Annotated in this window: 21 protein-coding genes; 6 read left to right on the top strand and 15 right to left on the bottom strand. The window is 71.8% G+C overall.

The window, feature by feature from the left end; all coding sequences use genetic code 11:
* Positions 1 to 133: 133 nt before the first annotated feature.
* A complete protein-coding gene (locus tag H7A69_RS04630; protein ID WP_069712156.1) occupies positions 134 to 715 on the top strand; it encodes a TetR/AcrR family transcriptional regulator in 582 nt (193 codons plus the stop codon).
* Between the two features lie 60 nt (positions 716 to 775).
* On the opposite strand, the gene H7A69_RS04625 is transcribed toward H7A69_RS04630, so the two are convergent.
* The 5 genes from H7A69_RS04625 to H7A69_RS04605 all read right to left on the bottom strand — a co-directional run bounded on the left by H7A69_RS04625 (position 776) and on the right by H7A69_RS04605 (position 7,420).
* The gene (locus H7A69_RS04625) at positions 776 to 1,309 is read right to left on the bottom strand and encodes a substrate-binding domain-containing protein (RefSeq protein WP_182045993.1); all 534 of its coding nucleotides are present in this window, start codon (positions 1,307 to 1,309) and stop codon (positions 776 to 778) included.
* A 44-nt stretch (positions 1,310 to 1,353) separates the two neighbouring features.
* A complete protein-coding gene (locus tag H7A69_RS04620) occupies positions 1,354 to 2,742 on the bottom strand; it encodes an MFS transporter (protein WP_182045992.1) in 1,389 nt (462 codons plus the stop codon).
* A 122-nt stretch (positions 2,743 to 2,864) separates the two neighbouring features.
* Positions 2,865 to 4,010 carry a cystathionine gamma-synthase gene (locus H7A69_RS04615; RefSeq protein WP_182045991.1) on the bottom strand — a complete coding sequence of 382 codons (1,146 nt, stop codon included), beginning with the start codon at positions 4,008 to 4,010 and terminating at the stop codon, positions 2,865 to 2,867.
* Between the two features lie 63 nt (positions 4,011 to 4,073).
* A complete protein-coding gene (locus H7A69_RS04610) occupies positions 4,074 to 5,438 on the bottom strand; it encodes a cystathionine beta-synthase (RefSeq protein ID WP_182045990.1) in 1,365 nt (454 codons plus the stop codon).
* 86 nt (positions 5,439 to 5,524) lie between these two features.
* A complete protein-coding gene (locus tag H7A69_RS04605; RefSeq protein ID WP_182046027.1) occupies positions 5,525 to 7,420 on the bottom strand; it encodes an ABC transporter ATP-binding protein in 1,896 nt (631 codons plus the stop codon).
* A 116-nt stretch (positions 7,421 to 7,536) separates the two neighbouring features.
* On the opposite strand from H7A69_RS04605, the gene H7A69_RS04600 reads away from it, so the two are divergent.
* Complete coding sequence (locus H7A69_RS04600; RefSeq protein ID WP_182045989.1) at positions 7,537 to 8,961, top strand: APC family permease; 1,425 nt, start codon at positions 7,537 to 7,539, stop codon at positions 8,959 to 8,961.
* A 299-nt stretch (positions 8,962 to 9,260) separates the two neighbouring features.
* Complete coding sequence (locus tag H7A69_RS04595) at positions 9,261 to 10,070, top strand: hypothetical protein (protein ID WP_182045988.1); 810 nt, start codon at positions 9,261 to 9,263, stop codon at positions 10,068 to 10,070.
* 147 nt (positions 10,071 to 10,217) lie between these two features.
* Here the strand turns inward: H7A69_RS04595 and rplL are convergent, their stop codons facing one another.
* From rplL to H7A69_RS04575, 4 genes are all read right to left on the bottom strand, one after another.
* Positions 10,218 to 10,601 carry a 50S ribosomal protein L7/L12 gene (gene rplL, locus H7A69_RS04590; RefSeq protein ID WP_069712149.1) on the bottom strand — a complete coding sequence of 128 codons (384 nt, stop codon included), beginning with the start codon at positions 10,599 to 10,601 and terminating at the stop codon, positions 10,218 to 10,220.
* Between the two features lie 51 nt (positions 10,602 to 10,652).
* Positions 10,653 to 11,168, bottom strand: a complete 516-nt coding sequence (gene rplJ, locus H7A69_RS04585; RefSeq protein ID WP_069712148.1) for a 50S ribosomal protein L10 — start codon at positions 11,166 to 11,168, stop codon at positions 10,653 to 10,655.
* Between the two features lie 291 nt (positions 11,169 to 11,459).
* Positions 11,460 to 12,920 (bottom strand): sensor histidine kinase, encoded by a 1,461-nt coding sequence (locus tag H7A69_RS04580; RefSeq protein ID WP_182045987.1) that lies wholly within the window; start codon positions 12,918 to 12,920, stop codon positions 11,460 to 11,462.
* An 11-nt stretch (positions 12,921 to 12,931) separates the two neighbouring features.
* A complete protein-coding gene (locus H7A69_RS04575; protein WP_182045986.1) occupies positions 12,932 to 13,672 on the bottom strand; it encodes a response regulator transcription factor in 741 nt (246 codons plus the stop codon).
* Positions 13,673 to 13,798: 126 nt separating this feature from the next.
* Here H7A69_RS04575 and H7A69_RS04570 point away from each other — a divergent pair, with 126 nt between their 5' ends.
* From H7A69_RS04570 to H7A69_RS04560, 3 genes are read left to right on the top strand one after another with little or no spacing between them, the layout of a single operon-like run.
* Positions 13,799 to 14,854, top strand: coding sequence for an acyl-CoA dehydrogenase (locus tag H7A69_RS04570; protein ID WP_182045985.1), 1,056 nt, complete (start codon positions 13,799 to 13,801; stop codon positions 14,852 to 14,854).
* On the top strand, positions 14,851 to 16,200 hold the full coding sequence (locus H7A69_RS04565) for a bifunctional PIG-L family deacetylase/class I SAM-dependent methyltransferase (protein WP_259346081.1): 1,350 nt from the start codon (positions 14,851 to 14,853) through the stop codon (positions 16,198 to 16,200). Before H7A69_RS04570 ends, H7A69_RS04565 begins: the two co-directional genes overlap by 4 nt.
* Positions 16,197 to 16,928, top strand: a complete 732-nt coding sequence (locus H7A69_RS04560; RefSeq protein ID WP_259346080.1) for a glycosyltransferase — start codon at positions 16,197 to 16,199, stop codon at positions 16,926 to 16,928. Before H7A69_RS04565 ends, H7A69_RS04560 begins: the two co-directional genes overlap by 4 nt.
* Before the next feature lie 46 nt (positions 16,929 to 16,974).
* Here H7A69_RS04560 and H7A69_RS04555 read toward each other — a convergent pair whose 3' ends face one another.
* From H7A69_RS04555 to H7A69_RS04530, 6 genes are all read right to left on the bottom strand, one after another.
* The gene (locus H7A69_RS04555) at positions 16,975 to 17,925 is read right to left on the bottom strand and encodes a TolB family protein (protein ID WP_182045982.1); all 951 of its coding nucleotides are present in this window, start codon (positions 17,923 to 17,925) and stop codon (positions 16,975 to 16,977) included.
* Positions 17,926 to 18,037: 112 nt separating this feature from the next.
* The gene (locus H7A69_RS04550) at positions 18,038 to 18,877 is read right to left on the bottom strand and encodes a carbohydrate ABC transporter permease (protein WP_182045981.1); all 840 of its coding nucleotides are present in this window, start codon (positions 18,875 to 18,877) and stop codon (positions 18,038 to 18,040) included.
* A complete protein-coding gene (locus H7A69_RS04545; protein WP_182045980.1) occupies positions 18,870 to 19,865 on the bottom strand; it encodes a carbohydrate ABC transporter permease in 996 nt (331 codons plus the stop codon). Before H7A69_RS04545 ends, H7A69_RS04550 begins: the two co-directional genes overlap by 8 nt.
* A gap of 173 nt (positions 19,866 to 20,038) precedes the next feature.
* The gene (locus H7A69_RS04540) at positions 20,039 to 21,340 is read right to left on the bottom strand and encodes an extracellular solute-binding protein (RefSeq protein WP_182045979.1); all 1,302 of its coding nucleotides are present in this window, start codon (positions 21,338 to 21,340) and stop codon (positions 20,039 to 20,041) included.
* A gap of 111 nt (positions 21,341 to 21,451) precedes the next feature.
* Complete coding sequence (locus tag H7A69_RS04535; protein ID WP_182045978.1) at positions 21,452 to 22,600, bottom strand: Gfo/Idh/MocA family protein; 1,149 nt, start codon at positions 22,598 to 22,600, stop codon at positions 21,452 to 21,454.
* The gene (locus H7A69_RS04530) at positions 22,597 to 23,343 is read right to left on the bottom strand and encodes a sugar phosphate isomerase/epimerase family protein (RefSeq protein ID WP_182045977.1); all 747 of its coding nucleotides are present in this window, start codon (positions 23,341 to 23,343) and stop codon (positions 22,597 to 22,599) included. Before H7A69_RS04530 ends, H7A69_RS04535 begins: the two co-directional genes overlap by 4 nt.
* Positions 23,344 to 23,483: the final 140 nt, after the last annotated feature.

The raw sequence follows: 23,483 nt of genomic DNA, 5'->3' as shown, positions 1-23,483 counted from the left end.
GCGGAACGCCCACCGACGGAGGGGCCCGTCACACTGCGCTCTCCGACCCGTCCGCGCGGTCGGCGTGCGGTAGCGTCGGACTGCTCGGGCACGCGTCGGTGACCGGGCCGACGCAACAGAAGGGGGTGGTGTCGTGGTCGACGCCCGCATCCTGCACACGACGGCAGCGCTGCGCGAGGCGATCCTCCGACTCGCCGCCGATCGCCCCGTGTCCCGGATCACCGTCGCCGACGTCACCCGCGCCGCGGGGATCAACCGCGCCACCTTCTACTCGCACGCCGTCTCCCCCGGGTCCCTGCTCGCCGACGTGCTCACGCCGGAGCTCGACCGGATCCGCGAGGAGGACGTCGAGGCCCGCCGCACCGCCGCCGCACGCGGAGCCGACACGGACGAGCTCGCCGCGATCACCCGACGGGGCATCGACGCCGTCGTCGAACACGTCGTCGCGCACCGCGACATCTACGCGCGGGGGCTCCCGGACACCGAGGACGCCTCGCTGCACCGGCTGCTCGTCGAGCACTTCACGGTGTCGAGCGCGCAGCACATCCGCGAGCTCGACGCCGCGGCCCGCCCGGCGATGCTCGACGACGTCGCCGCAGGGTTCGTCGCACAGGGCTTCGTCGGCGCGATCGGCGCCTGGCTCGCCGGACCACGGCGCTCCCGCAAGGCCCTCGTCGAGACGATCACGCTGTCGTTCCCGGCGTGGTGGCACTGACCGACCGCCGTCCCGCCTGAGCGGCACCGTCCCCGGGCACGGGCACGGGCACGCCCGTGGTCAGTCGTCCGCGTCCGGCTGCTCGCCGCGCTGCAGTGACCGGACCACGTCGACCGCGGTCGCGGCAGTGTCGTCGGACGTCGGCACCCGGTGGTCGGCCGAGACGCCGTCGCCCCCGGTCCCGCTCGCCGGCACCGCATCGCCGAGCGAGACGACGACCACGCCGGCGTCGTGCGCCGTCTGCACCGCACCCGCGAGCGACCCCGCGTCGACGGCGCGGACCAGCAGCGCCTTCGCCCCGTCGCGGACGAGCCCGTCGACGGCCTGCCGCTGCGCCGTCGCGGCGTCCGGCCGGGGCGCCACACGGACGTCCGGCCGGAAGCCCGCGTCACCGAGCCCGTCCTCGAGGTCTGCCGCGAGCGCGTCGTCGCCCGGCGCGAGCACCACACCGACCACGGCGTTCCGGTCGAAGCCACCGTCGGAGCTCGTCAGGTCCGTGCTGCGCACGGGTGTGGGTGCCGCGGTCGTCGCACCCTGACACCCGGTGAGGGCGAGGGCGGCGCCCACCAGGACGGCGACGACGGTGATGCGCACTCCGGTCCTCCACTCGGTCGGTGTGCCACGCTACCGCCGAGACGTCAGCTCCGTGCGGGCCCCGCCGCCGGTGCCGGCACCGGACCGAGCCGGTGGACGGCGACGGCCGCCACGAGCGCGATGCCCGTCATCGCGACGAACACGAGCGGGAACGACCAGTCGCCGTCCGCTCCCCCGCTCCCCACGAACAGCAGGCCCGTGACCGCGAGCCCGACCACGCTGCCGGACGCGTCGGCGATCGTCAGCGCGGAACTCGCGAACCCGTCGTCGCCCTCGCGGGAGAAGCGCAGCGTGAGCATCGAGAGCCGCGGGTACATCGCCCCCATGCCCGCGCCGCCGACGAACCACCCGGCGACGAGCACCGCCCACGGCAGGTCCCAGAGCGCGACGGCGAGCGCCGTCAGCAGGCTCACCAGGACGAGTGCGAGCCCGGCGCGGAAGGTCCGGGCCGCGGTCAGGCGGTCCTCCCCGAGCCGCCCGTGCAACCAGCTTGCACCGGCCCAGCTCAGTGCCGCGACGGTGAGCGCCAGCCCCGCGGCCGACGCCGACAGCCCGTGGCGTTCCTGCAGCAGGAACGGCACGTACGCCTCGCTGCCGAAGAACGCCGCCGCGACGAGCCCGCGGAGCAGCACCACCGACGGCAGGCCGGGCGCGGCGCGGAAGGTCCCCGTCGGCAGCAGGGGTCGCAGCGCCGCCCAGGCCCCGACAACGCCGATCACGACCGCGGCGATCCGCGCCCCGACCCCGAGGTCCGGTGCCACGTTGAGCAGCAGGATCGCCACCGCCGCCCCCACCGACCAGGCGATCCGGCCGCGCTGCCAGGCCGGGCGACGCTCGACGGGCGGGGCGTGCAGGCGGGACAGCGTCGGCACGAGCAGCGCGAACGCTACGAGTGCGATGACGAGCGCCCCGGCGAAGACCCAGTGCCACCCCCACACCTCGGTCACGACGCCGGCGAGCGCGGGTCCGACCAGCGCGGGCACCACCCACGCGGCCGCGAACCCGGCGAACACGGGGCCGTGCAGCTCCGCCGGGAAGATCCGGGCGACGAGCACGTAGAGCACGACGTCGACGGCCCCGGCGCCGAACCCCTCGACCAGGCGCCCGACGAGGAAGACCTCCATCGTCGGTGCGAGCATCACCACGGCCGTGCCGATCGCGAAGAACGCCGCGGACACCCAGGCGACGATCCGGCCGCCCGAGCGGTCCGACCAGTTGCCGGCCAGCACCATGCCGGGCACCCCGGCGGCGAGCGGCGCGGCGAACGCGAGCGCGTAGAGGGTCTGCCCGTCGAGGTCGCGACTGATCTCCGGCATCACCGTGGTCATCGCCAGGTTCTGGAACGCGGCGACCCCGACGATGGCGACCATGCCGAGCGTCGCCAGGGCGTACCGCCCACCGAGGATCCCCGACCTCGTCGCCACGCTGCTCACCGGGCCAGCCTAGGGGCCGGCACCGACGGTCCGACGGGCACCACGACGGACGGGAGGCGCCCCACCGGTCCGGTGGAGCGCCTCCCGTCCGTCGCCCTGTCGGTGCACGGCCCGTGGCCGCGTCAGCGGGACAGCGCCTGCAGCACGTCGGCGACGAGGTCGCCGCGGTCCTCGATGCCCACCGACAGCCGGACCACGTTCTCCGGCACCGCGAGCTCGGTCCCCTTCACCGACGCGTGCGTCATCTCGCTCGGGTACCCGATGAGCGACTCGACGCCGCCCAGGGACTCGGCGAGCGTGAAGACCTCGGTCGACTCGACGAACCGCTTGGCGGCCTCGGGCCCGCCCGTGAGGGCGACGGACAGCATGCCGCCGAAGCCGCTCATCTGCTTCGCCGCGACCTCGTGCCCGGGGTGGTCGGCGAGGCCCGGGTAGTACACGCGCTCGACACCCGGAGCGGACACCAGGGCCTCGGCCACGGCCTGCGCGTTCGTCGAGTGGCGCTCCATGCGGACCGGGAGCGTCTTGATGCCGCGGGTGGTCAGGAACGCGTCGAAGGGCGAGCCGATCGCGCCCGCACCGAACTGCAGGAAGCCGACCTGCTCGGCGAACTCCTGGTCACGCAGCACGACGGCACCGCCGACCACGTCGGAGTGGCCGCCCAGGTACTTCGTCGTCGAGTAGGACACCGCGTCGGCGCCGAGCGACAGCGGCCGCTGCAGGTACGGCGAGGCGAAGGTGTTGTCGACGACGACGAGCGCGCCGGCCTCGTGCCCGACCTCGGACAGGAGCGTGATGTCGGCGATCTTCATGAGCGGGTTCGTGGGCGTCTCGACCCACAGGACCGTCTTCGCCGGGGCGCCCTCGAGGGCGGCGCGGACCCGGTCGACGTCGCTCATGTCGACCACGACGAGCTCGACGCCCCACGGCACGTGCAGCCGGTTCACCAGGCGGTGCGTGCCGCCGTAGACGTCGTTGCCCATCACGACCCGGGAGCCGGGCTCCAGGTACGCGCGGAGCAGGGCGTCCTCGGCAGCGAGGCCGGACGCGAACGAGTACGCCGCGACGCCCCCGTCGAGGTCGGCGAGCAGGGTCTGCAGGGCGTCCCGCGTGGGGTTGCCCCCGCGGGAGTACTCGTAGCCGTTCCGCATGTTGCCGACGCCGTCCTGCACGTAGGTGCTGGTGACGTGGATGGGCGGGATGACGGCGCCGGTGCTGGCGTCGGGGTCCTGGCCGGCGTGGACGGCGCGGGTGGCGAACTCGGTCATGCGTGCTTCGGTTCCTCGGGGATCGGGGGTCACTCGGAGAGCGGGGTCACTCGGAGAGCGGGGTCACTCGGAGAGGGAGGTCAGGAGGTCGTGACGGGTCAGGACCGTCACGGGCTTGCCGTCGTCGACGACCAGGAGCGCGTCGACCGTCTCGAGGGCACGACGGGCAGCCGACAGCGACTCCCCCGCACCGATGAGCGGTAGGGGGTCGCCCACGAAGCCGCTCACGGCGTCGGTCATCGCGGCCGCGCCGGTGAAGACCTGCTCGAGCAGGTCCTTCTCGGCGACGGCACCGACGACCTCGCCGATGACGACGGGCGGTTCGGCGCTGAGGACGGGCATCTGCGAGACGCCGTACGTCGACATGATCTCGACCACGTCGCGGACGGTGTCCGACGGGTGCGCGTGCACGAGGTCCGGCAGGCGGCCGTCCTTGCCGGCGACGACCGACCCGACGGTCCGGGCGTCGTCGGTCTCGGCGAAGCCGTACGAGCGCATCCAGCGGTCGTTGAAGATCTTGCCGAGGTAGCCACGTCCGCCGTCGGGCAGGAGCACCACGACGACGTCGTCCTCGGTCAGGTCGCGGGCGGCGCGCAGTGCGGCGACGACGGCCATGCCGCTCGAACCACCGACCAGCAGCCCTTCCTCGCGCGCCAGGCGACGGGTCATGGCGAACGACTCCGCGTCGTTCACCGCGATGATCTCGTCCGGCACCTCGGGGTCGTAGGCGGGCGGCCAGATGTCCTCGCCGACGCCCTCGACCAGGTACGGCCGGCCGGAGCCGCCGGAGTAGACGGAACCCTCGGGGTCGGCGCCGACGATCCGGACGCCGCCGTCCGACACCTCCTTGAGGAACCGGCCGGCACCGGTGATGGTGCCGCCGGTGCCGACGCCGGCGACGAAGTGCGTGAGACGCCCCTCGGTGTCGCGCCAGATCTCCGGACCGGTCGTCTCGTAGTGGCTGCGCGGGCCGTTCGGGTTCGCGTACTGGTTCGGCTTCCAGGCGCCCGGGATCTCCTCCGCCAGGCGGTCCGACACCGAGTAGTAGGACTCCGGGTCATCGGGTGCCACGGCGGTCGGGGTGACGACGATCTCGGCACCGTAGGCGGTCAGGACGTTCCGCTTGTCCTCGCCGACCTTGTCGGGCAGGACGAACACGCAGCGGTAGCCGCGCTGCTGGGCGACGAGCGCGAGCCCGACCCCGGTGTTGCCGGACGTCGGCTCGACGATGGTGCCGCCCGGACGCAGCTCACCGGATGCCTCGGCGGCGTCGATGATCCTCGTAGCGATCCGGTCCTTCGCGGAGCCACCGGGGTTCAGGTACTCCACCTTCACGAGGACGGTGGCCCGGATCCCCTCGGTGACACGGTTCAGGCGGACGAGCGGGGTGTCGCCGACGAGGTCGACGACGGAGTTCGCGTAACGCACGCCGCAGAGTCTAGGCGGCACCCCCGGCGGTGCGCCGGGATGCGACGCCGGATTGCGCGGCGGTCCCTCGGTCGTCGGCGCGCAGCTCAGCGCCCGGCGTCGACGGGCGCGTCCTGCTGGTGGAAGGCGTCCTGCTGGTGGAAGAGGGACGCGTAGACGCCGTCGCGCGCGAGCAGCTCGTCGTGCGACCCCCGCTCGACGATCTGCCCGTGGTCGAGTACGAAGATGACGTCGGCGTCGCGGACCGTCGACAGCCGGTGCGCGATCGAGATCGTGGTCCGTCCGGCGGCAGCGGTGTCGAGCGCGGTCTGCACGACGTGCTCGGAGATCGAGTCGAGCGCGCTCGTCGCCTCGTCGAGCACGAGCACCGGCGGGTCCTTGAGCAGCACCCGCGCGATCGCGATGCGCTGCTTCTCGCCGCCGGAGAGCCGGTAGCCGCGCTCCCCCACGACGGTGTCGTAGCCGTCCGGGAACGAGGCGATCGTCTCGTGGATGTTCGCGGCCCGCGCGGCCCGCTCCAGCTCGGCGGCGGTCGCGTCCGGCTTGGCGTACCGGAGGTTGTCGCCGATCGTCGCGTGGAACAGGTAGGTCTCCTGGCTGACGATGCCGACGTGCCGCATCAGGTCCTCGTGCTCGAGGTCGCGCACGTCCTGCCCGGCGAAGCGCACCGAGCCCGCCGACGCCTCGTACAGCCGCGGCACCAGGTACGAGATCGTCGTCTTGCCGGCGCCCGAGGGACCGACGAAGGCGGCGAACTGGCCGGGCTCGAGGTCGAAGGAGACCCCGCGGAGCGTCGGCTTGTCCGGCTCGCCGTCGGGGTAGGCGAAGGTGACGTCCTCGAACGCCACGTGCCCGACGCGGCGCTCGTCGACCTTCCGCGCGGTCGGTGCGTCGGTGATCGCCGGCCGCAGGTCGAGGTACTCGAAGATGCGGGCGAACAGTGCGCCCGAGGTCTGCAGGTCGAGCACCACGCGGAGCAGGCCGACCGTCGGGAACAGCAGCCGCGACTGCACGGTGGTGAAGGCCACGATCGTGCCGGCGGTGATGGGGACGTCGCCGATGATGAGGTACGCGGCGACGACGTAGATGACCGCGGGGATGATCGACAGGAAGACCTGGACGATGGCGAAGAACCACTGTCCGGACATCTGCTGACGCACCTGCAGCTGGATCTGGTTCCGGTTCTCGTCCCCGTAGCGCTGCGTCTCGCTGCGCTGCTGGTTGAAGGACTTGGCGAGCAGGATGCCGGAGACGCTGAGGGCCTCCTGGGTGATCGCGGTCATGTCCGACAACGACTCCTGCGTCTGTCCCGCGATGCGCGCGCGGACCTGACCGACCCGACGCTGCGCGATGACCAGGAGCGGCAGCAGGACCACCGCGACGATCGTCATCTGCCAGCTGAGCAGGAGCATCGCGACCACGGCGGCGATGACCGTGACGGTGTTGCCGAGCACGGACGAGATCGTGTTGTTCAGCACGCTCGCGACCCCGCCGACGTCGTTCTGCAGACGCGACTGGATCACACCGGTCTTCGTGCGCGTGAAGAACGCCAGTTCCATGCGCTGCAGGTGGGCGAACAACCGCATGCGCATCGCGCCCATGACCTTGTTGCCCACCGTCGCGGTCAGGTACGTCTGCCAGATGCCGACCCCGGCGCTCGCGATCCAGAGGGCCACCATGCCGCCGACGAGTTCGAGCAGCACGGGGACGTCCGGCCGTCCCGAGGGCGGGAACAGCCCGCGGTCGAACGCCTGCTGGGTGAGCAGCGGCGGGATGACCGACAGGGCAGCGCCGACCAGGACGAGGGCCACCGTGAGGACGATCGAGCGGCGGTGCGGCACGAACAGGCCGGCGATGCGGCGGACCAGGTGCGGGATGCGCGGCGCCTCGGCGTTCGCGGCTCGCTGCGCCTGGACGTCCCCGCTCGAGATGCGCCCGCCGCCGCGCGGACCGCCGCCACCGACCCGCGCGCCGTGCCCCATGCTCATGCGCCCAACCTAGACCCGGCTCCGGACACCGGCGGTGTGCGACGTATTTGACCCCGTTCAGGGGCCGTGCCACCATCAGCAGTCCCCTTCCCCCGCTCCACAGAGGTCCCATGACGTCCGCGCCCACCCGCCCCACGTCCCTCCGTCAGCAGCTCGCGCGGCGCAAGCCGATCGAGCAACTGCAGGCCGAGGCCGCGCGCGGGGTGGACGGCGCACCGCTCCGCCGGTCGCTCGGCGTGTGGCACCTCACGATGATCAGCGTCGGCGCGACCCTCGGCACCGGCATCCTCGTGGTGCTCGGCACCGCGGTCCCGCTGGCCGGCCCGGCGGTCTGGATCTCGTTCGTGCTCGCGGGCGTCGCGGCCCTGCTCTCGGCGCTCTCCTACGCCGAGATGGCCGGTGCCGTGCCGACCTCGGGCTCGAGCTACTCCTACACCTACGCGACCATGGGCGAGGGCATCGCGTGGGTCTGCGGGTGGTGCCTCGTCCTCGAGTACGCCGTCTCGGTCGCCGCGGTCGCCGTCGGCGCGAGCGAGTACGTCGACGAGACCCTGCGCGTCTTCGGGCTGCACCTGCCGACGGCCCTCGCCGCACCACCCGGGGACGGCGGCGTGGTCAACCTGCCGGCGGCGGTCCTGGTGCTCCTCGCCACGGCGGTCCTGCTGCCCGGCGCGCGGGAGAGCGCCTGGGTGAACACGCTGATGGTCGTCGTGAAGATCGCCCTGCTCGTCTTCTTCGTCGTCGTGGCGTTCACGGCGTTCCGGGCGCAGAACTTCGAACCGCTCGCGCCGATGGGTGCCGCCGGGGTGACGGCCGCGGCCTCCCGGCTGTTCTTCTCGTACATCGGGTTCGACGCCGCGTCGACCGCCGGCGAGGAGGCGAAGGACCCCCGCCGCGACCTCCCCCGCGCCATCATCGGCTCGATCGCGCTCATCACCGCGCTGTACATCCTCGTCGCGATCGCCGCGATCGGGGCCCGCGCGTGGACGTCGTTCTCGTCCGACGAGGCCTCGCTCGTCCGCATCGTGGTCGACGTCACCGGCCAGCCGTGGGTCGCCCTGGTCTTCTCCGTCGGTGCGGTCGTCGCGATCGCGAGCGTCGTGCTCACCGTGCTCTACGGGCAGACCCGCATCCTGCTCACCATGGCCCGGGACGGCCTGGTGCCGAAGCTGTTCGGCCGGGTCTCGCACCGGACCGGCACGCCCGTCGCCGGCACCCTGGTGGTCGGCGTCGTCGTCACCGTGGTCGCGGCCCTGGTGCCGCTCGGCGAACTCGCCGACGCCACGAGCATCGGCACGCTCGTCGCCTTCGCGCTCGTGAACGTCTCGGTGCTCGTCCTGCGCCGCAGCCGCCCGGACCTCGAGCGCTCGTACCGCGTGCCGCTGTTCCCGGTCGTCCCGGTCCTCGGCACGCTCTGCTGCGTCCTGCTCGCGGTGTTCCTCGGCGCCGGGACGTGGATCGCGTTCGGCGTGTGGATGCTCGTCGGCGCCGCGCTCTACCTGGCCTACGGCCGCCGCCACAGCACGCTGCGCTGACGCGCGGCCGGCGGCGGGCGGCCGGCGGCCGAGCCTCGTCTCAGCGGACACTTTCGCAGTCCCGAAGCCGCGAAAGTGTCCGCTGACACGAGCCTCGCGATCCCTCCCCACGCGCGAGTCGCAGCGTCGCCGTCCACAAGTCGGCCGACGCGTACACGGGCGGGCCTGCTCTGCACGACCGTGGCGGGATGCGACACCACCGCGAACGTCCAGCGCTCCTCCGCGCCGAGGACGACGCATCGGCCCGGACGCTGCGGCGGCAGCACCGTGCGGGTTCAGTCGTGCGACTACGCGCGGGCGTGTACATCGCCCGATCGTCATGGGAGCAGCTCGACGCGAGCGACCGGCACCTCGTCCGGGCCTGGGCCGTGGCCCCGGCGGTGCCGTCCGGCGGCGTCTTCTCGCACCTCACCGCGGCGCTGATCCACGGTTGGCCGGTCATCGGTCCCGTCCCCGAACGCGTCCACGTGACCGTCCCCGCCCTGGACACGACCGTCCACCGCGCGGGCCTCGTGCTGCACGCGCCCGGGATCGGACCGTTCGACCTCGCTCGCGCCCGGTTCGACGGGGTCGCGGTCACCGCTCCGACGACCACCGCCTCGGCCGTCGCGCGTTCAGCGCCCGTCCACGTCGCCGCCGTGGCCGTGGACGGCGCCGTGCGGACGGGCGCACTCGACGTCGCCGCCGTCGAAGCCGCGCTGCCGCCCGGCTCACACCGAGGCTCGAGGCGAGCCCGCGTGGTGCTCGCAGCGCTCGACGCCCGACACGAGTCCGTCGGCGAGTCGTACACCGCGGTCCGACTGGTCGAGAGCGGGTTCACCGCGGTCGTGCCGCAACACGAGTTCCGCCACGGTCGTGGTGTCGATCGCGTGGACTTCTGGCTCCCGGAGACCGGCGTCGTCGTCGAGTTCGACGGCAAGCAGAAGTACGTGGACCGTGCCATGCTCGCCGGCCGTGATCCGGCAGAGGTGGTCTGGCAGGAGAAGCTGCGCGAGGACCGGATCCGTCGACGACGGGAGGTGCGTGCCGTCGTCCGGGTGACCTGGTGGCACCTGGAGCGGCTCGACCGTTTCCAGGCCCTGCTCCGCTCGCACGACGTGTTCGGCTGAGACGAGACTCGCCTGCACGGACACTTTCGCGGTCCTCGAAGCACGAAAGTGTCCGCAGAGTCGAGTCTCGCGCCCACGCCCCCGCCCCGCACACGACGAAGGCCGCCGCCCCGAGGGGCAGCGGCCTTCGTGACCAGAAGGAACGAACTACGCGAGCTCGACCGTGGCGCCAGCAGCCTCGAGGGACTCCTTGGCCTTGTCAGCGGTCTCCTTGTTGACACCCTCGAGCACCTTGGCGTCGGGGGTCTCCACGAGCGCCTTGGCCTCGCCGAGGCCGAGCGACGTGAGGCCACGGACCTCCTTGATGACCTGGATCTTCTTGTCACCGGCCGACTTGAGCACGACGTCGAACTCGGTCTTCTCCTCGACCTCCTCGGCGGGGGCAGCAGCGCCACCGGCCGCGGCGACCGCGACGGGGGCAGCAGCGGTGACCTCGAAGACCTCCTCGAACTTCTTCACGAAGTCCGAGAGCTCGATGAGCGTGAGCTCCTTGAAGGCCTCGATGAGCTCGTCCTGCGAAAGCTTCGCCATGATTTTCTCCTACTACTAGCTAGAACGTGTGGTTGATGAACGCGTGCCTGGTCAGGCCGCGGACTCCTGCTTCTCGCGGAGGGCGTCCACGGTGCGGACGGCCTGCGAGAGGGGTGCCTGGAACAGGTACGCAGCACCGAACAGCGAGGCCTTGAAGGCGCCGGCGAGCTTGCCGAGCAGGACTTCACGGGACTCGAGGTCGGCGAGCTTGTCCACCTCGGTCGCGGTGAGCGGGTTACCGTCGAAGTAACCGCCCTTCACCACGAGCTGGGGGTTCGCCTTGGCGAATGCACGCAGCGACTTCGCGACGGCGACGGTGTCACCGTGGACGAAGGCGAGAGCGGACGGACCGGCGAGCTCGTCGTCGAACGACGAGATGCCGGCGTTGTTCGCCGCGATCTTGGTCAGCGTGTTCTTCACCACGGCGTACGTGGCGTGCTCACGGATCGAGTTGCGGAGCTCCTTGAGCTGCGCGACCGTGAGACCGCGGTACTCGGTGAGCAGGACGGCGTTCGAGCTCTGGAATGCATCCGTGAGCTCGGCGACCGCAGCTTCCTTGTTCGCCATGGTTCTCCTTGGGGGTTTCTTGCCGGCTAGCCCCAGGTCGATGACTGTGACGAGCACAGTCCACACACGAAAAAAGCTCCGGCGCAGAGGCTCGGAGCTGCTCCCCCGCGAACGGGAGGAGTTGTTCTGAACACCTGCGCTGGACTCCCCACGAGTGAGGACCTTCGGTCTGCGCGCAAGCGCACAGACGACCGGCGGTCTTTGGCTTCGAAGAAGGTACCACAGGATCCGGACCGCGACCAACCGTCGGACGGGAGGCACGGTGCGGGCCCGCCCCGCGCCTCCCGTCCGTCACGCGGTCGGGACCGCCGTCGCCGAGCCGTCGGCGGTCGCCACCGCCGGCCGTATGGTCGGCAGGTGCACCGTGAACACGGTGTCCCCCGGCACGCTCGCCACCGCGACCCGACCGCCGTGCGCCTGCACGACCGCGTCCACGATGGCCAGGCCGAGCCCCGTCGACCCCGCGCTCCGCGACCGCGAGCTGTCCGCCCGGGCGAACCGCTCGAAGAGCTTCGGCAGGAACTCCGGGTCGATCCCCTGCCCGTCGTCGCGCACGGTCAGGTCGACCCCGTCCGCGACCCGGTGGATGCCCACGGTGATCCGGGTGCCCTCCGGGGTGTGCGTCCGGGCGTTCGTCACGAGGTTCACGACCACCTGGTGCAACCGCGCGGCGTCCCCGGGCACGACGACGGGCTCGGACGGCACGTCGAGCGCGATGACGTGGTCGGGCGATGCAGCGTGCGCGTCGTTCACGGCGTCGAGGACCAGACCGGTCAGGTCGACGTCGGCGAACTGGACCTCGCGGCCCTCGTCGAGCCGCGCGAGGAGCAGCAGGTCCTCGACCATGCTCGTCATCCGGACCGACTCGGACTCGATCCGGCTCATGGCGTACACGACGTCCGGCGGCAGGTCGGCCCCCATCCGGCGGGTGAGCTCGGCGTACCCGCGGACCGACGCGAGCGGGGTGCGCAGCTCGTGCGAGGCGTCCGCGACGAACTGCCGGACCTTTTGTTCGGAGCGCTCACGCGCCTGCATCGCCCCGGCGATGTGCCCGAGCATCCGGTTGAACGCGGTGCCGACGCGGCCGACCTCGGTCCGGGGATCGGTGTCGGGGACGCGCACGCCGTCGAGGGTCTCGCTGCGCTCCAGCGGCATCCGCGCGACGGCCGACGCGGTCTCGGCGACGCGGTCGAGCGGCCGGAGGGAACGACGGACCGCGGCCGCGGCCACCGCCGACGCGGCGAGCAGGGCGACGGCGGTGACGACGAGCACGACGCCGAGGAGCTTCCAGACGCTCTCGTAGACGGGTGCCATCGGCAGGCCGACGACGAGCACGGCGGGTCCGACCGGGGCGGCCGTGACGCGGTAGCGGCCGAGCTCGCTGCCGAGGTCGACCGTGTGCGCCGCACCGTCGACCGTCACCTCGCCGAGCGGCCGGGCGGCGGCGCTCGAGATCCGGTCCACGTCGCCGGCGTTGTCGAGCACGCTGCCGACCGCCGCGTTGCCGTTCAGGAAGTAGACGGTCAGGGTGCCCGCGGCCTGTCCGGAGGGCCGCCCGATCTCGAGACTCGGGCCGTTCGGGCCCTGGTTCTGCAGGGACTTCTGCGCCCGGCTCGTGGCGTACTGCAGCTGCTGGTCGATCGCCGACCGCTGGATGGAGAACAGCGCGATGATGCTGCCGGCACCGATCACCGCGCTCACGGCGACGACCAGCGCCACCGTGCTCAGGACGAGCCGTCGACGGAGGGTCACGTCGCCGCCCCTCAGGACGTCGGCTTGATGACGTACCCGACGCCCCGCACCGTGTGGATCATCGGGGTCTCGCCGGCGTCGATCTTCTTGCGCAGGTAGGAGATGTAGATCTCCACGACGCTGGACTTGCCGCCGAAGTCGTAGGACCAGACGCGGTCGAGGATCTGCGCCTTGCTCAGCACCCGCCGCGGGTTCCGCATGAGGAAGCGCAGGAGCTCGAACTCGGTCGCGGTCAGCTCGACGGGCCGCCCGGCGCGGGAGACCTCGTACGACTCCTCGTCGAGCACGAGGTCACCGACCACGATGCGGGAGTCGCCGGCCTCGGACACCGAGATCTGCGAGCGGCGGATGAGCCCACGGAGCCGGGCCACGACCTCCTCGAGCGAGAACGGCTTCGTGACGTAGTCGTCGCCGCCCGCCGTCAGGCCCGTGACGCGGTCCTCGACGGAGTCCTTCGCGGTGAGGAAGAGCACCGGGGTGTCGTCGTCGGCCTGTCGGAGCCTGCTGAGGACCTGGAGGCCGTCGAGGTCTGGCATCATCACGTCGAGCACCATCGCGTCGGGCTTCCACTCGCGCGCGGTGGCGAGGGCGTCCTGCCCACCGTTCGCGCTCTTCACGTCCCACCCCTCGTACCGGAGCGCCATCGAGAGCAGGTCCGTCAGGCTGGCCTCGTCGTCGACGACGAGGATGCGCAACGGGGTGCCGTCGAGGCGGGTGAGACGTGGGGCTGCGGCGGGCTGGGAGATGGTCACGTCTTCGAGTATCGAGGGATTCCTATGAGGCGTCTGTGGAGCGCCCCTCTGCGTTCTGTGGATCGCACGACAGGAGCCGGAGGAGTCCGGGTACGCCCTCGGCACGCACCCCGTAGCGTCGGGGTCATGCTGCGTTCCCCCGCCTGGCCACCGTCCGCTGCGGCGGTCCGGACCGCGGACGTCGAGGCGTCTGCCGGGAGGCCCGGTACGACCCCGTCCGAGCGGCTCACCGTCGCGCGGACCCTCGCGTCCACCACCCCGCTCCTGACCTCCGGCACCGCCGGTGCCGTCCTCGCCACGCTGGCGGCGGTCGCCGCAGCGGACGTCGCGACGGCCCGCACCGTCGAGCCGCACCTCGACGCGCTCGGCATCCTCGCCCAGGCCGGGGTCCCCGTGCCCGACGACTCGACGTGGGGAGTGTTCGCCGCGGAGGCCCCCGGCCTCCGACTCGAGGCGACGAGGGACTCCTCGGGCGGCGTGCGGCTGCACGGGGTCAAGCCGTGGTGCTCGCTCGCCTCGTCGCTGTCCCACGCCCTCGTCACCGCGCACGTCGGCGACGAGCGGCAGCTGTTCGCGGTCGACCTGCGGCAGCCGGGCGTCACGGTGCACGACGAGTCGTGGGTCGCGCGCGGGATGCCCGACGTGCCGAGCGGGCCGGTCGAGCTCGACGGTGTCGCCGCGGAGCCGGTCGGCGACCCGGGGTGGTACCTCACCCGACCGGGCTTCGCCTGGGGCGGGATCGGCGTCGCTGCCTGCTGGTGGGGCGGTGCGGTGGGCCTGGCCCGGCTGCTGCGCGCGACCGCCGCGGCCCGTCCGTCGTCCGAGCTGCTGCAGGAGGCCCTCGGCGCCACCGTCCTCGACCTCGCCGACGCGGAGGACGCCCTCGCGACGGCGGCGGCCCGCATCGACGGCAGCGCGCACGGTGCGGACACCGACCCCGGTGCTGACACCGACCCCGACTGGTCGCTCCTGGCGCAGGTCACCCGCTCCCGGGTGCGCCGCGCGGTCGACGCCGTGCTGCAGCGTGTCGTGTCCACCGTCGGACCGGCACCGCTGACCCGGGACGTCGAGGTCGCCGCCCGCGTCGCCGACCTCGGGCTCTACGTGCTGCAGGACCACGGGGCCCGGGACACCGCCCGGGTCGGCCGGATCGTCCTCGAGCGCGGCGGTGTCGCGTGGTGAGCTTCGACCACCGGGAGCCCGGCACGGACCCCGCGGCATGGACGGCGTTCCTGGCGGCCGTCCCCCCGACGCCCGTCGACCTGCGCGGTGTCGGCGCGGTCGTGGTCGTCGCGCCGCACCCCGACGACGAGACGCTCGGCGCCGGTGGGCTCGTCGCGGTGGCCGCGGACGCCGGGATCCCGGTGCACGTCCTGCTCGTCACCCGCGGGGAGCGCTCCCACCCGGACTCCCCCACGACCACACCCGAGGAGCTCGCGCCGCGACGGTCCCACGAGTTCCGCGCGGCGCTGCGCACCCTGCACCCCGCGGCGAGCGCCACCGAGCTGGACGTGCCGGACGGCGGCCTCCGCGAGCACGTCGACGTGCTCCGGACGGCCCTGGAGCACCGGCTCGCCGGGGCACCACGCCCGACGCTCGTGGTGGCCCCCTGGCGGGGCGACGGGCACCGTGACCACCGCATCGCCGGCGAGGTCGCCGAGCAGGTCGTCGCCGCGACCCCCGGCACCGACCTGCTCGCCTACCCGGTCTGGGCCTGGCACTGGGACGACCCCGCGGCCCCGGTGGCGCCGTGGGACCGGGCACGCGCGCTGCCGCTCGACGCCGACGTGCGCGACCGGAAGGCCCGGGCGCTCGCGGCGTACCCGTCGCAGACCGAGCCCCTGTCGGACGCCCCCGGGGACGAGCCGATCGTCGACGACCGGCACGCCGCACACCACCTGCGCGCCGAGGAGTGGTTCTTCGCACCGCTGCGGTCCCGGTCGGCGGAGTCGTTCGCCGCGCACTACGCCCGGAAGCCCGAGGGGTGGGACTTCGACGGCTCCTGGTACGAGCAGCGGAAGCGCGCCGTCACCCTCGCAGCGCTGCCCCGTCCGCGGTTCCGCTCAGCCCTGGAGCTCGGCTGCGCGACCGGTGTCCTCACGGCGGCGCTCACCGAGCGGGCCGACCGCGTGACCGGCACCGACGTCGCCGCCGCAGCGATCGAGCAGGCACGCCGACGCGCTCCCGGCGCCCGGTTCGAGCAGGCGGCATTCCCCGCCGAGTGGCCGTCGGGTCGGTGGGACCTCGTGGTCCTCTCCGAGGTCGGCTACTACCTGTCGCCCGACGACCTCGACCGGACCGTCGACCGCGTGCTCGACTCGCTCGACGACGACGGCGTCCTCGTCGCCTGCCACTGGCGACACCCCGACGACGAGGCGGTGACCGACGGTGACACCGTCGACGCGCGCATCGCAGCCCGGTGGCCACGCCCGGCGATCGTCCACCACGTCGAGGACGACTTCGTGCTCAGCGTGTTCCCCGGACCGTCGGTCGTGTCGGTCGCCCGGGCGCAGGGACTCGTCCGGTGAGCACCGCCCGCATCGACGTCGTGGTCCCGGTGCACGACGAGGAGGACACGGTCGGCCGGTCGCTCGACGCACTGTCGGCGGCGGTCGCGTCGCTCGCACGCGACCGCCCCGGCGTCGCCGTCGGCGTGACGCTCGTGCTCGACGGCTGCACCGACGGCACCGCGGCGGTCGTCGACCGTGCGCGCCGGACCGACCCGACGTGGTCCGGCGATGCGCTGCACGTCCGGACCTCCGCGCACGTGGGCGTCGGCCGTGCCCGTGCCCTCGGGACCGCGCACGCGCGGCTCCTCGCCGACGGGGTCGTCCCCGGCCGTCACTGGTTCGCGCACACCGACGCCGACTCCCGTGTGCACCGCGACTGGCTCGTGCAGCAGGTCGACGCGATGCTCGCCGGGGCGCACGTGCTCGTCGGCGCGGTCGTCCCCGACCCGGACGACCTCGACCCGGTCGTCCTCGAACGCTGGCGTCGGGCGCACCCGCCGGGGGCCACCCTCGGGCACGTGCACGGCGCCAACCTCGGCATCCGGGCGGACGCGGACGCCGCCCTCGGCGGGTTCGACCCCGTCCCGGAGCACGAGGACGTCCGGCTGGTCGAGCGCGCCCGGGCACTCGGGCTCGACGTCCGTGCGACGACCGAGCTGCCGGTGGTCACGAGCGGGCGCTTCGCCGGCCGCACCCCCGGCGGCTACGCCGAGCACCTCCGCCGCACCTACGGCGACGCCGTCTGACCCTCCCCCTCTGTAAGACGGGACGGGGCCGGGGACGAGGTCGGCGTCAGGCGACCGGGTAGTCGCAGTACGCGAACCAGCGCGAGTCCGGCGACCACGGCGGCACGTTGACGGTGCCCTGTCCGCCGTCGAGCGCGACGAGCGTCTCCGGCACGACGGCGATCCGTGCGCCGCGGACGAGCGACCCCGGGAGCAGGCGCAGCTCCACACGGTGGTCGGCCGGGTGACCCTGCACGCCCGGCTCGTACGACAGGTAGAGCAGGTGCGCCCCGTCCGGGGAGACGTGCGGGAACCAGTTCACCCGGTCGTCCCCGGTGATCTGGACGAGGGTGTCCACGACGGCGTCGCCGGCCCCCGGTCGCAGCCACGCGAGCTGCGCCGTCCCCGGGGTGAAGCGCTCGGTGTTGAACACGACGACGTCCCCCACGACGGTGCAGCCGTCGTCGGGGTGCTCGTCGCGCGTCAGGAACGTCGTCGCCCCCGAGGCCGGGTCGACCAGGGCGACGTCGGTCGTCCAGACGCCCTCCGGCGTGCGCTCCCCCACGATCGCGGCGAGCGCCGAGCCGTCCGGGGCCACGCCGTGCAGGTAGTACTTCCGGACCACGGGCAGCACGGCGGCGGTGTCGGTGATGCGGTCCGCCGCCCCGCCGTCGGGCAGGGGCACCCGGTACAGCTCGCCGTCGCGGGCGCTCACCACGACGGACTCCCCCGAGGGGTCGAGCACGTGGTCGTTGTTGATCTCGTCGACCCCGGGCATCGGCACCCGCACGAGTGCGGTCTCGTCGAGCACGGTACCGCTGCCCGGCGCCGGTGGCGTCAGGAGCCAGAGGTCTCCGTCCCCGTTCAGCACGAGCGTGCCGTCCGCGCGCACGTTCGGCGCCTCCACGAGCACCGAGCGCGACTCGAACACGAGCCGGCTCGTGCGCGACGCGACGTCGTACACGTGCACACGGCTGGTCTGTCCGGGCAGCAGCTGGCGCCCGCGGTCCCCTGTCATGCGTCCATCCTGTCGGTCGTCGATCGGGCGAGGCTCGGACAGGCGGACATCTTCGCGGGCATGTCGCCGCGAAGATGTCCGCCGAGCCGAGCCTCGGGCACGCAGCCTCCGCCTACTTCACCGCACCCGCGGTCAGGCCGGCCACGAACTGGCGCTGCACGATGAGGAACGCGACCACGACCGGGATCGACACCACGAGCGACGCCGCCATGATCTGGTTCCAGTACACGTTCGTCTGCGTGGAGTACTGCTGCAGGCCGTTCGCGAGCAGCTGCCCGTCGCCGTTCGTCATGACCGACGCGAAGAGCACCTCGCCCCACGCCGTCATGAACGAGTAGATCCCGACGGCCACCAGGCCCGGGCGGGCCGAGGGCAGGATGACGCGGAACAGCGCACCCATCGGGCCGGAGCCGTCGACCATCGCGGCCTCGTCGAGCTCGCGCGGGATCGTCTCGAAGTACCCGGAGAGCATCCAGATCGAGAACGGCAGCGTGAACGTCAGGTAGGTGATGATCAGGCCGAGCCACGAGCCGACGAGCTGGATCCCGAGCGCGTTGCCGAGGTTCGTGAAGATGAGGAACAGCGGCAGCAGGAACAGGACGCCCGGGAACATCTGCGTCGAGAGCACCGCCGTGGTGAACGTGCTCTTGCCCTTGAAGTTCCACCGCGAGACGCCGTAGGCGGCGAACGTCGCGATGATGAGCGAGAAGACGGTCGCCACGGTGCAGACGACGAGCGAGTTGACGAAGTACTTCGCCAGCGGGACGGTCGACCACATGTCGATGAACGGCTGGAAGGTGATGTTCGTCGGGATCCACGTGAAGTTGTTCTGCACGTCGCCGAGCGGCTTCATGGCCGTGGTGACCATGACGTAGAGCGGGACGACCGTGAAGAGCGTCAGCAGGACGATCGTGACGATCTTGAACGACTTGGCGCCGAGTGTCTCACGCACGGACGGACCTCCGGTTGGTCACGGCCAGGTAGATGCCGGTGACGATGAGCAGGAAGAGCAGGAGCAGGACGCTCATCGCGGCCCCGGAGCCGAAGTTCCAGGTGATGAACGACGCGTTGTAGATGTGGAAGCTGAGGAGGTCGGCGGCCGGCGGCTGCGCGGTCGAACCGAACAGCACGAACGGCGTGTTGAAGTCGTTGAACGTCCACAGGAACATCACGAGCACGAGCGTCACGTTGACCGGACGGACCATCGGGAGCGTGATGGAGCGCCACTGCCGGAACGCCTTCGCCCCGTCGACCGAGGCGGCCTCGTAGACGTCGTTCGGCACGGACTGCAGACCCGCCATGAGCATCAGGAACGCGAACGGCCACGTCTTCCAGATCGCCACGACGACGACCGAGACGAACGCGTTGCTGCCGATGAGCCAGAAGGGGCCCTGTCCGCCGAACAGCCCGAGCTGGTCGACGAGGACGTGGTTCACCGCGCCGGAGTCGCGCTGGAGCATGAACTTCCAGGTGATGATGCCGGCGTACATCGGCAGTGCGTAGGGCACGAGGAACAGCGTGCGGAACAGCCCCTGTCCCTTGAACGGCTTCTGCAGCGCGACGGCGGCGGCCATGCCGAAGGTCCACGAGAGCGCCACGACGATGATCGTGTAGCCGCAGGTGATCAGGAACGAGTTGAGGACGCCCTGGCCGATCGCCTGGTCGAAGTCGACCGCGACCGAGTAGTTGCGGAGGCCCGCGAACGGCGCTGCGCCCCAGTTCGCGATGAAGTACTTGGTGAGCTGGACGAACGAGATCCAGATGCCGGTGAGCATCGGCACGATGTGGATGAGCAGTTCGAAGAGGATCGCGGGCGCGACCAGCGCGTACGGCAACCAGTGGCGCTTGGGCTTGCGCCCCGGCTGCGGCCCCGAGAGCGTCGGGGCCTTCGTGCGGGTCAGGTCGATGCGCTCGGATTCGGGCAGGACCGAGGTGGTCATGGGTGGGGGCCTTCCGGCAGGAGGGGGATCGGTGCTTCGCGACCCGGGACCGTGGCAGCGGTCGGGAGGCGCGGCGTGCGTGAGCCGATGCGCTCACCCCCGGCACGGGGCCGGGTGCGGGAGGAGGAGGCCCGGACGCGTCCTGGCGGACGCGACCCGGGCCTCCAGGCCGACTAGCCGACCGACTGCGAGACCTGGTCCTGCGCGGTCTGCAGCGCGGTCTTGATGTCGCTGTCCGACACCGTGCCGCCGGTCGCGATCTTGGCGAACATGTCGTTCATCGCCTTGCCGACCGTCGACTCGAACTGGTCCTCGGCGGGCACCAGCGGGAGCGGCTTCGCCTTGTTGTTGTAGATGTCGAGGAACGTCTTCGTCTGCTCGTCGGTGACCGAGTCGGCAGCGGAGGCGAGCACCGGCAGTGCCGAGTACGGCTTGTCGAGCGTGGTCTGGGTCTCCTCGCTCGTCATGAACTTGACGAACTTCAGCGCACCGTCCTTGTTCTTCGTGTTCTTGAAGATCGACAGGTTGATGCCGGCCGGGAAGGACGCGATGTCCTCCGCACCCTGCGGCGCCGGGAAGGGCACCACACCGAAGTCGTCGGCGGACATGCCGTTCGACGTGATCGTCGCGTTGGCGTTGTTCTGCGTCAGCATCATCGCGGCCTTCTTGTTCGCGAAGTCCGAGACCGCCTGCGTGCCGTTGTCGTACTGGGCGTTCGAGGTGTTGACGACCTTGTCCGACTGCATCAGGTCGAGGTAGCGCTTGATGCCGTCGACGTTCGCCTTCTGGGTGAACGTCGGCTTGCCGTCCTTGTCGAACCACTCGCCGCCGTTCTGCGCCGAGTTGATGAACGCGAAGTGCGCGTTCTCGGTGTACGAGCCACCGGCGATGGTGAAGCCGTAGGTGTCACCCGAGGTCAGCTTCTTCGCGTCCGCCGTCAGGTCCTCCCACGAGGTCGGTGCCTCGAGACCGGCGTCCTTGAACATCTGCTTGTTGTAGTAGAGCCCGTACGCGAGGCCGTAGAGCGGGACGCTCGTGACGGTCTTGCCCGGAGCGCCACCGGTGGACAGCGCGACCTTGCCGAACTTGTCGGCGCCGCCGATCGCCTGCATCTCCGAGTCGCCGAAGTCCTGGAAGGCGCCGGTGGCCTGGAGCGAGGTCGCCCAGGTGTTGCCGATGTTGACCACGTCGGGGCCCTGGCCCGAGGTGACGGCGGTGGTGATCTTCGTCTGCAGGTCGTTCCAGCCGATGACCTGGAGGTTCACCTTGATCCCGGTCTCCTTGGTGAACTTCTCGAGGACGGGGGTGAGCACCTCCTTGTCGTTCTGCAGGGACGTGCCCTGGTTCGACGCCCAGTACGTGAGCGTCTTCGAGTCGCCGGAGGATCCGGACGACCCGGAGGAGCAGGCCGCCAGACCGGTCACGGTGAGTGCCGCGGCCGCGGTGATGGCCAGTGCGCGGATGGCAGTGCGCATGACTCTCTACTTTCTCGTCGTTGAGATGGTGCTGAGGGTGGTGCTGCTGTGTCGGGTGCGGGGTGCAGCCGGTCCCGCGTGCGGACCGCGACGGTGCGGTCCGCGGGCGGGTCAGAGGGTCTGCTCCGCGGGGTCCCAACCCTCGGGGAGGGTCGGGGAGGGCTCGACCGTGCTCTCGACGAGCACGGTCTCACCACGTTCGGCGGCCTCGGCGATGGAGACCATCACGTCGAGGACGTGGAAGGCGAGGGCACCGGGGACCCGGTTCTCCCGCCCGGCACGGATCGAGCGGGCGAGGTCGACCACGCCCGTCCCGCGGGTGTACGTCGAACCGACGGCCGGGATCGTCTCGGGGCCGTCGGCACCGTGCGCGTAGAGCTCGGTGTCGCCGTCGAAGTTGTTCGGGTCCGGGAACACGACGGTGCCCTGCTCCCCCGCGATCTCGACGAAGCCGGCCCGGCCCCGGTCGGACTCGAACGAGAACACGCTCTGCGCGCTCGCGCCGCTGGCGAACTGGATGAGCGCGGAGTGGTTCGTCGGCACGTCGACGGGGAACTCGGTGCCCGCCTTCGGGCCGGAGCCGATCGTGCGCGTGGCACGGGACTTCGACGCGGTGGCCGTGACCTTCTCGACCGGACCGAAGACCTGCACGAGCGTGGTGATGTAGTACGGGCCGATGTCGAACAGCGGACCCGCGCCGTACGCGAACAGGAACTCGGGGCTCGGGTGCCACGACTCCGGGCCGGGGCTCTGGAAGAGCGTCAGACCGTTGAGCGGGGCGCCGATCCGGCCGTCGCGGATCGTGCGGAGCGCGGTCTGCAGGCCGGCACCGAGGAAGGTGTCCGGTGCGACGCTGACGGTCTTGCCTGCAGCGGCCGCGGCGTCGCGGAGCTGCGCGGCGCTCGTGCGGTCGAGCGCGTAGGGCTTCTCCCCCCACACGTGCTTGCCGGCGGCCAGCACCTGCAGCGCGACCTCGACGTGGGCGGCGGGGATGGTCAGGTTGACGACGATCTCGATGTCGTCGTCGGCCAGGAGCTGCTCGACGGTGCCCGACGAGGGGACGCCCCACTTCTCGGCCTGGGCGGCCGCGCGGTCGAGGTCGATGTCGGCGATGAACCGGACCTCGACGTCGGCGAACACGGTGAGGTTCGACAGGTACTGGTCGGAGATGACGCCGGCGCCGATGACGCCGACCCCGACCGGACCGGTGCGCTGCGTGGTCGTCCCCTGCTCGGCTGCCGCCGTGGTGGTGTCGGTCATGCGCGGACGCCCTCGAGGAACGTGTACGAGTCGGTGACGGCCTGGAAGACGTCGCCCTCGTGGTCGTCGAGCTCGACGACGTGCTGCGCGTCCGGTGCCGCGGCGACGATGTCCCGGATCGGCATGACGCCGTTGCCCACGGCGACCTGCCGCTTGTCGTCGTGCGAGCCGTCGCCGTCCTTGACGTGCAGGAACCGCACCTTGTCGCCGTACCGGCCGATGACCGCGACCGGGTCGTCGCCGCCGACCGTGACCCAGTAGGTGTCGAGTTCGAGCACGACGTCGTCGGACAGGGCGTCCGCGAACACCTGGTAGGCGCTGACCCCGTCGATGCGGTTCGAGAACTCGAACGCGTGGTTGTGGTAGCCGAGCACGAGCCCGTGGTCGGCGGCACGGGGGGCGAGGGCACTGAGCTCGCGGGCGATCGCCTCGACGTCCTCGCGGGTCGTCCAGCGGGCCTCGTCGATGTGCGGGTCGATGAGCGTCTGCATCCCGATCGTCGTGCTGGCGTGCATGATGCGCTCGAGGTCCTGCTCGCCGGCGTCCAGCAGCCGGGCGTGCCCGCTCGGTGCCTGCAGGCCGGCGTCGGCCAGTGCGTCGCGCAGTTCCTCGGCGTGCTCGACGTAGCCGAAGGCCTCGACGTTCGTGTAGCCGATGGAGGCGATGCGGCGGAGCGTGCCGGGCAGGTCCGCCGAGAGGGCGTCGCGCACCGTGTAGAGCTGGACCGAGAGGGGTTGGGTCACCAGGGGTTCTCCTCGTCGAGATGGTGGATCGTCACTGATCGAGGGGAACACTATGGCCGCTTCTGTCGGCGGTCAAGCAGAAGTTGCGAGCTCCTCGACAACCTTCGTTGCGTGGCGCGATCGATGTGTGCTTCACTCCC

Origin of the sequence: Curtobacterium sp. ME26 (assembly GCF_903970945.1) — a bacterium.
GTDB lineage: Bacteria > Actinomycetota > Actinomycetes > Actinomycetales > Microbacteriaceae > Curtobacterium > Curtobacterium citri.
This window is presented reverse-complemented; position numbering and strand designations above follow the sequence as displayed.